Source organism: Roseateles saccharophilus, assembly GCF_031458095.1.
GTDB lineage: Bacteria > Pseudomonadota > Gammaproteobacteria > Burkholderiales > Burkholderiaceae_C > Pelomonas > Pelomonas saccharophila_A.
The window spans coordinates 2,273,107-2,286,508 of record NZ_JAVDXU010000001.1 but is presented as its reverse complement, the minus strand read 5'-3'; the positions used below and the strand labels follow the sequence as shown (position 1 = coordinate 2,286,508).

Annotated in this window: 11 protein-coding genes; 7 read left to right on the top strand and 4 right to left on the bottom strand. The window is 68.5% G+C overall.

Translation table 11 applies throughout. From position 1 onward, the window contains the following. Positions 1-25 precede the first annotated feature (25 nt). Positions 26-2,860 (bottom strand): TonB-dependent receptor, encoded by a 2,835-nt coding sequence (locus tag J2X20_RS10395; RefSeq protein WP_310264128.1) that lies wholly within the window; start codon positions 2,858-2,860, stop codon positions 26-28. Positions 2,861-3,151: 291 nt separating this feature from the next. Between J2X20_RS10395 and J2X20_RS10390 the strand changes: the two genes are divergently transcribed. Both J2X20_RS10390 and J2X20_RS10385 read left to right on the top strand, forming a co-directional pair. Continuing rightward, a complete protein-coding gene (locus J2X20_RS10390; protein WP_310264125.1) occupies positions 3,152-3,817 on the top strand; it encodes a response regulator transcription factor in 666 nt (221 codons plus the stop codon). Further along, entirely contained in the window at positions 3,807-5,159 is a 1,353-nt protein-coding gene (locus J2X20_RS10385) for an ATP-binding protein (RefSeq protein WP_310264123.1), read from the top strand. Before J2X20_RS10390 ends, J2X20_RS10385 begins: the two co-directional genes overlap by 11 nt. On the opposite strand, the gene J2X20_RS10380 is transcribed toward J2X20_RS10385, so the two are convergent. Then, positions 5,140-6,387 (bottom strand): MFS transporter, encoded by a 1,248-nt coding sequence (locus tag J2X20_RS10380; protein WP_310264121.1) that lies wholly within the window; start codon positions 6,385-6,387, stop codon positions 5,140-5,142. The two genes, J2X20_RS10385 and J2X20_RS10380, sit on opposite strands and share 20 nt — an antisense overlap. 176 nt (positions 6,388-6,563) lie before the next feature. On the opposite strand from J2X20_RS10380, the gene J2X20_RS10375 reads away from it, so the two are divergent. Continuing rightward, positions 6,564-7,019 carry a MarR family winged helix-turn-helix transcriptional regulator gene (locus J2X20_RS10375; protein ID WP_310264118.1) on the top strand — a complete coding sequence of 152 codons (456 nt, stop codon included), beginning with the start codon at positions 6,564-6,566 and terminating at the stop codon, positions 7,017-7,019. 92 nt (positions 7,020-7,111) lie between these two features. Next, complete coding sequence (locus J2X20_RS10370) at positions 7,112-7,582, top strand: hypothetical protein (protein WP_310264115.1); 471 nt, start codon at positions 7,112-7,114, stop codon at positions 7,580-7,582. Between the two features lie 68 nt (positions 7,583-7,650). Here the strand turns inward: J2X20_RS10370 and J2X20_RS10365 are convergent, their stop codons facing one another. After that, a complete protein-coding gene (locus J2X20_RS10365) occupies positions 7,651-7,812 on the bottom strand; it encodes a DUF1328 domain-containing protein (RefSeq protein WP_310264112.1) in 162 nt (53 codons plus the stop codon). 33 nt (positions 7,813-7,845) lie between these two features. Then, a complete protein-coding gene (locus tag J2X20_RS10360; protein ID WP_310264111.1) occupies positions 7,846-9,813 on the bottom strand; it encodes an AsmA family protein in 1,968 nt (655 codons plus the stop codon). Positions 9,814-10,022: 209 nt separating this feature from the next. Between J2X20_RS10360 and J2X20_RS10355 the strand changes: the two genes are divergently transcribed. The 3 genes from J2X20_RS10355 (at position 10,023) to J2X20_RS10345 (ending at position 13,399) form a co-directional block, all read left to right on the top strand. Further along, positions 10,023-10,457, top strand: a complete 435-nt coding sequence (locus J2X20_RS10355) for a BON domain-containing protein (protein ID WP_310264109.1) — start codon at positions 10,023-10,025, stop codon at positions 10,455-10,457. Positions 10,458-10,583: 126 nt separating this feature from the next. After that, positions 10,584-12,275: an ABC transporter ATP-binding protein/permease gene (locus J2X20_RS10350; RefSeq protein ID WP_310264106.1), complete on the top strand. Its 1,692-nt coding sequence runs from the start codon at positions 10,584-10,586 to the stop codon at positions 12,273-12,275. A gap of 86 nt (positions 12,276-12,361) precedes the next feature. Continuing rightward, positions 12,362-13,399, top strand: coding sequence for a branched-chain amino acid ABC transporter permease (locus tag J2X20_RS10345; RefSeq protein ID WP_310264103.1), 1,038 nt, complete (start codon positions 12,362-12,364; stop codon positions 13,397-13,399). Positions 13,400-13,402: the final 3 nt, after the last annotated feature.

Sequence of the window (13,402 nt, the reverse complement as noted above, 5' to 3'; positions counted from 1 at the left end):
CCGGGCGCGGTGAAGGACCGATGGATCAGAAGCGGTAATTGAGACCCAGTCGGTACGTCTTCCCGTACACCACCTTGTTGGTGATGATGTTGCGGTCCGTCGTGTACTCCTGGAAGGGCGTGTTGGTCATGTTGTGGCCCTGCAGCAGCACGGACAGGCCCTTCAACCAACCCTCCTGGAACTCATAGCCCACCTGCGCGTCGACGATGGTTTCGCCCTTGATGAAGGTGAACTGCGAGTCGCTGCGGTAGTCCAGGATCTGGCCGATGAAGTCCGAGCGCTTGTGCGCCGCCCAGGCGAGCTGGAAGCCGTGCTTCTCGTAGTACAGGCGCAGCGTCGTCACATTCTTGGACAGGCCCGGCAGGCCGATCTCGTTGACGACGCCCGCGAACACCGGCCCGTTCTGCGGCGACACGAAGCCGCTGGTGGGCAGGCGGATGGAGCTGGCCGTGTACGAATGGTTGACCTGGGCGCCGAAGCCGTCCAGCCAGTCGAAGGCCATGCGTCCCGGCAGATTGATGGCCAGCTCGAAGCCATGCATATTGCCGCCCTGGCCGTTGACGGGCTGGGTCAGGAAGCCGATGGTCGAGCCCTTGTAGGGCCCGTGGTCGGGCAGCGGCGTCGTCGCACTGGTGTAGGGCTTGAAGTCGAACTCGCGCGGCGCGTTGATGACGTAGTTGTCCAGCTTCTTGAAGAAGCCCGCCAGGCTGATGTAGCCGTATTTGTCGAAGTACTTCTCGTAGGAGATGTCCAGGGCCTTGGCCGCATAGGGCTTGAGCCTGGGGTTGCCGGAGAAGCCCGTCAGCGCCGGCTGCACGGCGGTGGCGTTCTGCACGCCGAAGTCCAGGCTGGCCTTCATGTTGTCGAGGTTGGCGCGTGCCACCTGCTTGCCCGCGCCCAGGCGCAGCAGTTGCTGGTTGCCGAGCTCGAAGGTCAGGTTCAGCGACGGCAGCAGGTGGTTGTAGCTGGTGCCGTCGGTGCGCACGACATAGGGGCAGGTGTCCACCGTGATGCCCGTGCACTTGGCCAGGTCCACCTGGTTGCCGGTGGCGTTCTGGTCGGTGTGAACCAGCTGCAGGCCGATGTTGCCGCTGTAGGGAATGCCGCCGAGGTCGCCGCTCAGATCGGCTTGGGCATAGGCGGTGGCGACCTTCTCACCGACGGTCCAGTTGCGCGACAGCACGGTCGCGTCCACCCAGCGGTTGATCGCGTAGATGCTGCCCAGAGACCCCGTCGGATCCCAGGACGCCACCTCGATGCCCGACGCGCCGGCAATGGCCGTGGCCGTGCCGGGGATCTTGGCGCTGGCGTAGCCGTCGCTGCCGTTCAGGATGGACAGGCGGCCCTCGTCACCCAGGCGGGCCTTGTCGCGCTTGTTGAGGTTGATGCCGAACTTGCCGCCGACGATGGGCCCCCACTCCAGATCATGGTGTGCCGTCAGACGCAGGCTGGTCAGCTTGTCGTCGATGGTGGGCAGGGCTGCGTAGCCGGCCTGCGGCGTGGCGGGGCCACCGCCCCAGCCGTCCACGTCGGTCAGCAACGCGAAGTTGCGGTCGGCGAAGTTGCCGCTGGTCGTGTACTTCACGTCGGCGAAGTTGCTGCCGTTGAAGCCCGTCCAGCTGATGGTGGCAAGCTGGGCCTGCGGTGTGTTGCCCGGCTGGCCGGCCGTCGTCTCGAAGTTGCTGATGTTCTTGACGCCGTGCGAGCGCGACAGGTCGGCCTCCCAGCGCCAGTCGCCGGTGCGAAGTTCGCTGTTCACGCCCAGGGCCAGCAGACGGTCCTTGTTCGAGAACATGTGGTTGCGCACCACGCCCTTGTAGTTGTTGAGGGTGCCGCTGGTGGCCACGCCGCCGCTGATGGTGGCGTTGCTGAGCTGGCCGTTGGGGTCGTAGACGCCGGCGCCGAAGGCGATGGCGCCTTCCAGGCCGGTCTGCTTGGTCTTTTCGGTGCCGGCGCCGTAGAAGACGTCGGCCGTGGTCTTGAACTCGCTGCTCGGCTTGTACTGCAGCGTCAGCGTCGCGCCGTCGCGGGTGCTCTGGCGGCGCTGGGTCTCGTACTTGAAGCCGCCGGGCACGGTGACCTGCTGGCCGTTGTAGTCGACCTGCGGCGCCCAGCCGCCCCAGCTGTCAAAGCGCTGCTCGCCGCCGTTGTCTTCGCGCGAGCGGCTCAGGGCCACGGCCACGCCCAGGGTCTTGTTGGCGAACTGGTCCACATAGACCAGGCTGGTGCGATTGCCGGAGCCGACCTCGACGCCGGAATCCTCGCCGATGCGCTCCTTGCGTGCGCTGACGGCGATGGTGCGCTTGCCGTAGTCCAGCGGGCGGATGGTGCGCATGTCGACCGTGGCCGACAAACCCTGGCCCACCAGGCCGGCGTCGGGCGTCTTGTAGATCAGCAGGCTGGCCAGCAGCTCGGCCGGGAAGAGGTCGAACTCGGGGCTGCGCGCGTCGCTGGTGGAGGCCACTTCGCGGCCGTTGAACAGCGAGCCGCCGAAGGCCGGCGCCATGCCGCGCACGCTGACGCCGGCGGCCTTGCCGTTGACCTTGCTGCGCTGCACGGCGATGCCGCTGACACGGCCGAGGGACTCGGCCACCGTCACGTCGGGCAGCTTGCCGATGTCTTCGGCCGAGATGGCCTCGACGATGGAGGAGTTGTTGCGCTTGGTGGCGATGGAGTCTTCGACGCTCTTGCGGATGCCCGTGACGACGACGGTCTCCAGCGATTGCGGCGCGGTCTCCTGGGCCTGGGCGACCGAGCTGCCGAGCAGCAGCAGGGCGCAGGCGCGTGCGACGGGGAGGGTGGTGTGGAGCCCGCGCGCTCGCGGCTGGCGCGGCGCTCGTGCGGCTGGCAGATGAGCCATGGGTTTGCCTCTCGAATGTTGTAGTGGTCGGGTCCGGTTCTGCTGACGGCCACCGGGTCGCGAGTCCGATGTGTCAAGTGAACGGCCGCGATGCTCCGTTTTGGCAAGAGGCCGCGCAATCCGGAGCGTGAGCCGCTGAAGGATCTCTATAGACAACTTTCAAACGGCGCTGAAGAAATCCTGAAGATTGGCCGTTTTCCCTTTATCCATCGGGGTTCTCGGCCGTTTTCGCCGGAGCCTGCGCGTTTCGCCCAAGCCACATTCAGGGCATGCGCCGCTAGACTTCTTGGCGTGAAGATCTATCTGATCGAAGACGACCTCAACATCGGCCAGGCCCTGCTGACGGTGTTCAAGGACGAGGGCCACGAGGTGGTGTGGGTGCGCATGGCCCATGACGCCGTCGAGCGGCTGCGGGCCGAGGACTTCGACGCCGTGCTGCTCGACCTCGGCTTGCCTGACGGCGACGGCAACGAGCTGCTCAAGCGCCTGCGAGTGGCCGGCCTGACCGTGCCCGTCCTCATCATCACGGCGCGTGACGGCCTGCAGGACAGGCTCAAGGGCTTCGACAACGGCGCCGACGACTACCTCATCAAGCCCTTCGAGATCCCCGAGCTGCTGGTGCGGCTGCGCGCCATCCTGCGCCGCAGCGGCGCTCATGGCGAGGCCGAGGCGCTTTGGAACTTCGGCAACCTGGCGCTGGAGGAAAAGCGCATGCGGGTGACGCTGGACGGCGCGGCCATCACCCTGTCCAAGACCGAATACGCGCTGCTCTTGACGCTGATGAAGCAGAGCGACCGCGTGCTGACTCGGGCCGAGTTGGAGCGCCGCGTGCTGCCCTTCAGCGACGGCGCGACGCTGGACGTGCACATCTCCAATCTGCGCAAGAAGATCGGCGACGGCCATATCCGCACCGTGCGCGGCGTCGGCTACATGATGCAGAGCGACCGTGCAGGCTGAGCAGTCGTCGCTGTTCCGGCGCCTGCTGTTCGGCTTCAGTGCCGTCACCCTGTTCGTCGCCCTGGGTGGCTTTCTCTACGTGGCCTGGGAGGCCCGCGAGACGCAGCGCTCGCGCACGGCCAGCGAGAATTCGGCCCATGCGCGCGAGCTGCTGATGCACCTGGCCGACATCGGCGATCAACCCCAGCGCCTGCGCCAGGCCGCCGAGGCCCTGGAGGCGGTGCGCGCCGAGATGTTCCGCCAGCTCGACTACCACTCCCAGGTGCGCGTGCGGGTCTGGCAGCGCGGCGCGCTGGTCTACAACTCCAAGCCGGCCCTGCCCGAGGCCTTGCCCCTGCCCGGTACCGAGCACGAGGGCAATGCCTGGGTGCAGGCGGTGGAGCGCGACGCGGCCAGCGGCCTCGTCGTCGAGCGCAGCCACGAGGTGGACGACCGCTGGATGCTGAGCTTCTCGGGCGTCAGCTTCCTGCTGCGCTCCACCATCTTCAGCCTGCCCCTGCTGCTGCTGCCGGCCTGGTTCATCATCGGCATGGGCCTGAAACCGCTGCGTGCCTTTGCCTCGGCCATCGAGAACCGCTCGGCCCAGGACCTGACGCCGCTGCCGGACACGAGCTATCGCGAGCTGTCGCCGCTGGTCACGGCCATCAACCACCTGATGGCGCGCTTGAGGCGGCGCATCGAGCATGAGCATGAGTTCCTGTCCGATGCCGCCCATGAGCTGAAGACGCCGCTGGCGGCCATCCAGATCAATGCCCATCTGCTGCAGAGCCCCAATGGTGACGCGCAGCGCCATGCCGAGGTCAGCGCGGGCTTGCGCGATGGCGTGGCGCGGGCCAACCATCTGGTGCAGCAGCTGCTGTCGCTGGAGAGGGCGCGCTCGGACGCGGAGGAAGCCCTGCCGGTGCTGGCTCTGGAGACTTTGGTGCGTGATCGCCTGGCCGCCGCCGCGCCGCTGGCCGTGCAGCGCGGCATCGACATCGACTTCCATGCCGACTCGCCCTGCGAGCGACCCCTGCACCAGGAGACGGTCTGGGCCCTGGTGGACAACCTGATCAGCAACGCCATCAAGTACTCGCCCGAGAACGGCCGCATCGCGGTGCGGCTGATGCCGCGAGAGGGCGGGGGCTGTCGCTTGAGCTTCAGCGACCAGGGCCCCGGCATCGCCGAAGGCCTGCGCCAGCGTGTCTTCGAGCGCTTCTACCGCATCCCCGGCCAGGCCCAGAGCGGCAGCGGCCTGGGGCTGGCGATTGCGGAGCGGGCGGCGGCGCGCAACGGCGCCAGCATCCGCCTGGACGCCGGCCCCGAAGGCCGCGGCCTGCTCGTCACCGTGGACTTCTCTTAGGCGAGGTCTTCTGCAGCTGCCACAGCAGCACGCAGACGATCAGCGTCGTGGCTATCAACACATTGCCCACCCAGGGGAAATGCTCCAGCTTGCCGTCCGCGGCGATGGTCACGATATGGCCGGACACCAGGGCGGCGAGGCCGCCGGCCAATTGCTGAAGGGCCGCATTGATGGCCGTGAAGGCGCCGCGCTGCTCGGGCGCCGGGATGCCGGCCACCACGACTTGCCAGGGCACCATGCGCGAGAAGATGCCGGCGAACAGGATGACGTTGACGACCACCAGCGTCGTCAGCGACGACGTGCCCAGCCGCGTGTAGATGGCCACCATGGCGATGGTGAGGGTGCTGCCCACCAGGAACACCGGCAACGGGCTGAAGCGGTCGGTGAGCCGGCCCACCAGCGGCGCGACGAACATCGTGCTGATGCCGGTGACGAGGTAGACGATGGGCAGGTGCTTCAGGTCGATGCCGACGTTGTTCACCGAGAAGGCGCTGGCAAACGGCATGATCATGAAGCCGCCCGTCGTCAGCAGGGCTGTGATCAGGAAGGCATGCAGATGGCGCTTCACGGCCACGGTGTGCCACAGATGGGCGAAGGCGCTGCGGTCGTTCTGCAGCTTCAGGTGGGCGTCCACCGGCTGCATGCGCCAGGCGATCAGCCCGCCGCCGACGACGCCGAAGGCCACCAGGGCCAGGAAGGGCGCATGCCAGTCCCAATGCGTGGCCAGGAAGAGGCCGAAGGGCAGGCCCAGCACCTGGCTGGCGGCGAAGCCGCCTTGCAGCAGGCCCATGACGCGGCCGCGCAGGGCCGGCTCGAAGAGGTCGGCCGCGATGGCCATGACGACGGAGCCGATGACGCCGCCGAACAGGCCGGTGACGATGCGGGCGAGCAACAGCGACTCGAAGCTGGTGGCCAGGCCGCACCACAGCGTGCCGAGCAGGAAGCCGCCATAGAAGAACAGCAGCAGCTTCTTGCGGTCGAAGCGGTCGGCGAAGCCGGCGGTCAGGATGCCGGAGATGCCGGCACTGAAGGCATAGGCCGACACGACCAGGCCGAACTGCTGGGCCGACATGGACATGGCCGGCATGATCATCGCGCCCAGCGGCGACATGATCATGAAGTCCAGGATGACGGCGAACTGCAGCAGGGTCAGCAGGCCGGTGGCGAAGCGCTGGTAGGGGGTGAAGGCGGGGGGCGGGGCGGTGGCGGCAGCGGTGGCTTCGGGCATGGGATGGGCTCGTTAGGCAGACGGCGAGGGGGCCGCTGCAGTGTCCTCAAGGCAGCGGCCCAGACATGGCAGCAGGGCGGTGGAATTGAATAGGCTCCTATTCATATTAAGATAGGGGCCTATGTAAAGTCAATGGCCGTTCAACGGTCTTTTCCGAGGTTTCGTCGCGAGCCGCCATGTCCGAGTCCCGTCCCTCCATGCCGCCGCTGAAGTTGATCGGCCATGTGCACCGCGCCTTCCAGCGCTTGGCCGACCAATTGCTGCGCGACCAGGGCTTCGCCCTCGGCCAGCTGCCGGTGCTGATGGCGCTGAAGGACGGCCAGCCGCGCTCCCAGGCCGAGCTGGCCCGCCTGGCCCATGTGGAGCAGCCCAGCATGGCCCAACTGCTCAACCGCATGGAAAGAGACGGGCTGGTCGAGCGCCTGCCCGACCCCGAGGACGGCCGCAGCCGCCTCATTTCATTGACGGCGGCCTGCACCGAGCGCATGCCCAAGGCCAAGAGCGTCATGCAGGCCCTCGGGACCGAGGCCCTGCAGGGCTTCAGCGCCGCGGAAGTGGAGGTGCTGGGCGGCCTGCTGGCCCGGCTGGCGGACAACGTCGACGACATGGTGGAGCGGCACCTCTCTCCCTAGGCCCTGTCCTACACGGCGTCGAGCCGCAAGCTCACGACAGGCGCAGGGTGGCGGCGCGAGAGTTGCAGCATCCTCAACTGCGGAGCTGCGCCATGAATGCGATCTCGGATTGCCCGCCCGAACTCCAGACCGCTTCGTCCGAGGCGGCCGACGTGCTGATTTGCGTGGTCGGCACCGCCGACGTGATGCAGGCCAGCGAGGACGATCTGCAGGTGCTGGCCCAGGACAGGCGCGTGCACCGGTTGGACTGGCGGCTGGACGACGAGTTCGGCGAGCCGCCCGTCGAGGCCGACTGGGCCGACGGCCTCATCGTGCTGAATTCCGACGCCTGGGCGGCACCCACCGGCTGCGCCAAGCTGCAGGCCCTGTTGAAGATGGCTTGGCGCTGCGGCCGCACCGTGGCCCTGTGCGGAGATGCGATGAATTCGCTGGGGACGCTGGGCTTCCCGGCCGATGTGCCGGCCGAGGCCGAGGGCCTGTTCCTTTGCCCGCAGGGGCCGTGCACCGGCACCTTGCGCGAATTCCTGGATGCGGTTCACGAACAACCCCACCGCGGCCGCTGAACCGGACTCATCGGCAAATGAATAAGGCGGCCCTGAATCACCAGGGCCGCCTTGCTTTGCATCGATCGCTACCTTCGGATCAGTCCCACCACCAGGCTGATGATGGCCAGGATGATGAAGCCGTAGAACAGCAGTTGGGCAATGCCCGCGGCGCTGGCGGCGATGCCGCCAAAGCCAAACAGGGCCGCCACGAGGGCGACGACGAAAAAGATGATGGCGTAACGCAGCATGAGGTTTCTCCTTGGGCTGTTGGCATGGCTAATCTAGGGCTGGCCCTGGCGGCGGGGTGCCGGCCCCCGCCGCGCGGCCGGGTAGGAAGGCGCCGACGCGGTTACAGCCGGCCTGGCCGCATCGGCGCGCGGCGCAGGCGCCGGGCCGTCGCAACTCACGGGCGGCAGGTCTTCGCCGGGATCGACGAAGGCCAGCAGGGCGGCCGGCGGAGCCAACGCGCCCAGGGCGATGGCGGCGATGGCTTTGCCGCCCAGGGCTTTGCCCTCCAGGGCGATGCGCGGATCGGCGAGCGTGCCCTGTACGCGCACCGGCGAGCGCAGCGTCAGCAGCGAGAAGTCCTTGGGCTTGGCGACGACGCGCAGGTCCAGGGTCTCATCGCCGAGGCTGATGCGGCCGTCGATGTCGATGCGGCTGTCGCGGTTGTCGATGACGGCCGAGCGCGGCCTGAGCGTGCCGGCCTTGAAGCTGCCGTCCACGCGCGCGCAGTTCAGCTCGAGGTTCTTGTCGCCGCGCAGCAGCACGCCCAGGCCCTGGGCCAGGTCCAGCCCCGTCGCCTCGGTCAGCAGGTGCGAGATGCTGCCCTTGTCGAGCTGCAGGCGCACCGGCCCGTTCAGGCTGCCCAGCAGCTCGGCGGTGCTGCGGCCCCGGCCCTGCACATCGACGTCGGCGCGCAGCCGCCCCGTCACGGGGTGGGCGCTCAGGCTCTTGGCTTCGAACTTGAGCCACTGTTCGATGGCCACGCCGCGCATGTCGGCATGCACCTGCCATTGCGGCGGGCTGGGGTGGGTGTCCAGCCGCAGCGACCCGGCCAGCTCGCCACCGGCCATGCCGGCATTGAAGTGTTCCAGCGTCAGCACGCCGCCTTCCAGCACGACGCTGGTGTTGACGGGCGCCAGTGGCGCGAGTTTGGGCGTGTTGAGGTCGAGCTGGTTCAGGGCGACGGCGACACGGGCATCCATGGTGTTCAGCGACGGCAGGTCCAGCGGCCGGTCGGGCAACACCCGGCCCGGCCGGCTGGGCGTGGCGTCGGTGCCGACGGCCGGGCCCAGATCGGCCAGGCGCAGCGGACCGCCGCGCAGCATGCCGCTGAGCAGGGGGCGCTTCTGGCGCATGTCGTAGCTGAAGTCGCCCGCCAGTTGGCTGCGGCCGACCCGGGCCTTCGCGTTGCCCAACTGCCAGACTCCCGAGGCGTGCTGCAGCCGCCCCGACAGCTCCAGCGGCGGCGTGCTGGGCAGGGTGATGCCGAAGGGCCGGCCGACGTCGGCCAGGGAGTTGCCGCGCACCTGCAGCTGCCCGTCCAGGGAACGTGCATCCAGCAGTGAGGCGGCCGTGCCGTCGAAGGCAATGCGGCCATCGCGTTGCGTCAGTTCGGCGCGCAGCTTGACGGGCGGCAGGCCGGCCTCGGCGGGTGCCAGCAAGGCCAGCCCGGCGCCGGCCTCCGCCTTCAGGGCGAGCTGCTGGCCGCGCAGCTTGCCCTTCAGGTCGGCCGTCCAGCGGCCGTCGGCCTGGGTGGCGAAGCGGGCGTCAGCGAGCAGCAGCAGCGGCGCGTCGTCCAGCTGGGCCGTGCCGTGGCGGACGACGAGGTGATCGATCTGCGGCATCTCGGCCGGTTCGTCAGGGGCGCCCGACGGCTGCACCGGCCAGGCCGTGTGGCCGGCGGCGTCGCGCTGCCAGTTCAGCGACAGCGAATCGGCCTGCACCAGGCGCAACCGCAACGGTGCACCGCGGCGCCAGGCCCAGATGTCGCCCCATTGCCAGTTCAACAGCACGTCCTTGGCGTCCGCCAGCGGTTCGCCGTGGGTGCCGCTGACGCGCAGCCGTGGCGCCTCCAGGCGAGGCTTCCAGAGCAGATGGAGCCGGGCGCCGGCGTCCATGTCCAGTCCGCGTTCGGCCTGGGCGGCAAGCCGGGGCGCGAGGCCAGGCCAACCGGCCAGGTCCATGCCCACAACGGCAACGACGACCAGCACGACGGCGCCGGCAAGGGTGACGGCGACTTTCATGGGGCCCATGCTGGCGGCCCGCAACGGCCGATGACGTGGGACGGCGGCCCCCAGGCCTGTAGGACACCGGCTGACGCCCGGTCCTGTCGGTCCGGTCCTGTCGGTCCGGTCCGACAGGCGATCGGCGCCTGGACCGAAGTGCAGCACGCGGGTGGGCGCCCAAAGTAGCAAGACCGGCCCTCAAGGCCTTGCACCGGAAAGGACGCCCGATGAAACACCCCCATACCCCCACCCGCCTGCCCCTGCTGGCCGCCCTCGCCTTGGCCGCGGCCCTGGGTGCCTGCAGCAGGCAGCAGCCCGACGATGAGCTGAGCGCCGGCCAGCGCGTGGACAACGCGACGACCGCGGCCAAGCGCGAGGGCCGCGAGCTGATGGCCGACGCCCGCATGTCGGCGCGCGAGGCGGCCGATGCGACGGCCCGCGTGTCGTCGGACCTGAATATCACCGCCAAGGTCAATGCCGCCCTGGCCGTGGACGACAAGCTCAAGGCCACGCAGATCAATGTGGACACCCGCGACGGCCAGGTGACGCTGTCGGGCCAGGCGCCCGATGCGCAGTCGCGCGAGCGCGCCACCACGCTGGCCTCGGCGGTCGACGGCGTCAAGCAGGTCAACAACCAGCTCGTCGTCACGCGCAACGGCTGACGTCGATTCCTCTCACGCCAAGGCGCCCTCACGAGGGCGCCTTTGCTTTGCCCGCCGCGGCATGCCGTCCGACAGGGACGCCACGACGCCATCGCTAGCCTTGATGCACAACTCACAGCTCCCCTCATGGCCGCCTCCGTCTCCGCGCTGCAACGCTTCCTGACCGTGGCCAAGCCCTATTGGGTGGGCGATAGGCGCGTCTGGGCCTGGACCTTCCTGGCTGGCATCGTCGTACTGATGCTGGCCGACACCCAGCTCGCCGTGCTGCTGAACAACCAGACCGGCGAGCTGACCTCGGCACTGGCCGCGCGCGACGAGGACCGCTTCTGGGCCGCGGTGCGCGCCATGCTGTGGGTGATCGCCTTCGCTGTGCCCGTCTTCGCCACCTACTACTACGCCCGCGACGCCTATGCCAATGACTGGCGGCGCTGGCTGACCCAGCGCTTTCTGGATGGCTACTTGCGCGAGCGGCGCTATTTCCACCTCGCCGCTGACGAGATCGACAACCCCGACCAGCGCATTGCCGAGGACGTCAACACCTTCACCGGCCGTTCCCTGCACTTCCTGCTCATCCTGCTGGGCTCGCTGATGCAGCTGGTGGCCTTCAGCGCGGTGCTGTGGTCGCTGTCGCACATGCTGGTGGGCTTCCTCGTCGTCTATGCGCTGGCCGGCACCCTGCTGTCCCTCGGTCTGTTCGGCCGGCCGCTGATCCGGCTGAACTACTGGCAGCTCAAGCGCGAGGCCGATTTCCGCTTCCGGCTGATGCGGGTACGCGAGAACGCTGAATCGATTGCCTTCTACGGCGGCGAAGAGCAGGAGCGCCACCAGCTGCAGCAACGCCTGCGCGCGGCCCTGCTGAACACGCGCAAACTCATCCGCGCCCAGTTCGCCCTCAATCTCTTCCAGCGCGGCTTCAGCCAGGTCAGCCTGCTGGTACCCGCCGTCGTGCTGGCGGCCGACGTGCTGGGCGGGCGGCTCGAGGTGGGGCAGGCCGTGCAGGCCGGCGGTGCCTTCGCGGCCGTGCTGGGGGCGGTGTCCCTCATCATCGACAACTTCGAAAGCCTGTCCCGCTTCGTCGCCGGCATCGACCGCCTGCATGCCATGGCCGAGGTGCTGGATGCTGCGCCGCCCGAGGCCGGCATTGCCCGCGAGGAAGGCAGCGAGCTGGACATCAGGGACCTGACCGTGCATGCGCCGGGCAGCGAGCGCGTGCTGGTCGAGAAGCTCAACCTGCGCGTGCCCAAGGGCGGCTCGCTGCTCATCACCGGGGCCAGCGGCACCGGCAAGAGTTCCTTGCTGCGCGCCATCGCCGGCTTGTGGACGCAGGGCAGCGGCCAGGTCTCGCATCCGCCGCGCGAAGACGTCTTCTTCCTGCCGCAGCGGCCCTATCTGCAGGCCGGCAGCCTGCGCAGCCAGTTGATCTACCCGAGCACCCAGAGCGAACTGGACGATGAGGCCCTGCTGAAGATCCTCGACGAGGTGCAGCTGCGCCATCTGGCCGAGGGCGACAGCGGCCTGGATCGCAGCGAGGACTGGGAGAAGCTGCTCAGCGGCGGCGAGCAGCAGCGCCTGGCCTTTGCCCGCCTGCTGGTTCATGCGCCGCGCGTGGCCATCCTGGACGAGGCCACCAGCGCCCTGGACGACGCCAACCAGAAGCGGCTGTATGAGCGCCTGCGCGAGCGCGGCACGACGATGATCAGCATCGCCCACCGCGCCGCCGTGGCGGGCTTCCACCGCCATGTGCTGAAGCTGACCGGTGGCGGCCGCTGGACGCTGGGCAGGACGCCGAAAGCGCCGGCCGAAAAGCCCGGCGACTGACGGCAGGTCGGCGTTCTGAGTGATTTCCCGACCGTTCGGTCGGTAAATCGCCGATACCATGGGCGGGCCTTCACGACCCTGCCGCCATGGACCTCACCATCGCCGCCATCCTCGGCCTCGACGGCCTGACCAACGGGGCCATCTACGCCCTTGTCGCCCTGGCCCTGGTGCTGGTGTTCTCGGTCACCCGCGTCATCTTCATTCCCCAGGGCGAGTTCGTCGCCTTCGGCGCGCTGACGCTGGCGGCCCTGCAGATGGGCAAGGTCCCGGGGACGGTGTGGCTGTTGCTGATGATGGCTATCGCGGCTGCCGTGCTGGATGTGGTGCAGGGGCTGCGCGAGCGGCGTGCGATGGCCAAGATCGCCTTCGGAATGGTGGAGACGCTGAGCTTCCCGATCGGCATGGCCGTCGTGATGCCGATGTGGGCGCCGAGTCAGCCGGCGCTGTGGATACAGGTGCTGTTGACTTTGGCCATCGTCACTGCGATGGGTCCGCTGCTCTACCGCCTGGCCTATCGCGCCCTGTCCGGCGCCAGCGTGCTGACCCTGCTCATCGTCTCCGTCGGCGTGCACTTCGCGCTGACCGGCGTGGGCCTGGTGTTCTTCGGCGCCGAGGGCTATCGCACGCCGGCCTTCTGGGACGCGCGCTTCGACGTCGGCCCGCTGAGCCTGACGGGGCAGACGCTGATCATCTTCGGCGCCTCCATCGCCCTCATCGTGGCGCTGTTCGTCTTCTTCGAGCGCACCTTGACCGGCAAGGCCCTGAGAGCCACATCGGTCAACCGCACCGGCGCGCGGCTGATGGGCATCTCGGGCGACGCCGCCGGCAGCCAGACCTTCACGATGGCGGCCTTCATCGGCGCGCTGTCCGGGCTGCTCATCTCACCGTCGACCACCATCTATTACGACACCGGCTTCCTGATCGGCCTGAAGGGCTTCGTCGCCGCGGTCTTCGGCGGCCTGGCCAGCTTCCCGATGGCGCTCGCGGGCGCCCTCGGCGTCGGCCTCATCGAGAGCTTCGGCAGCTTCTGGGCCAGCGCCTTCAAGGAGGTCATCGTCTTCACGGTGATCCTGCCCGTCCTCCTCTGGCGGTCTTTCGTGGACCCGCATCACGAGGAGCACTAGACG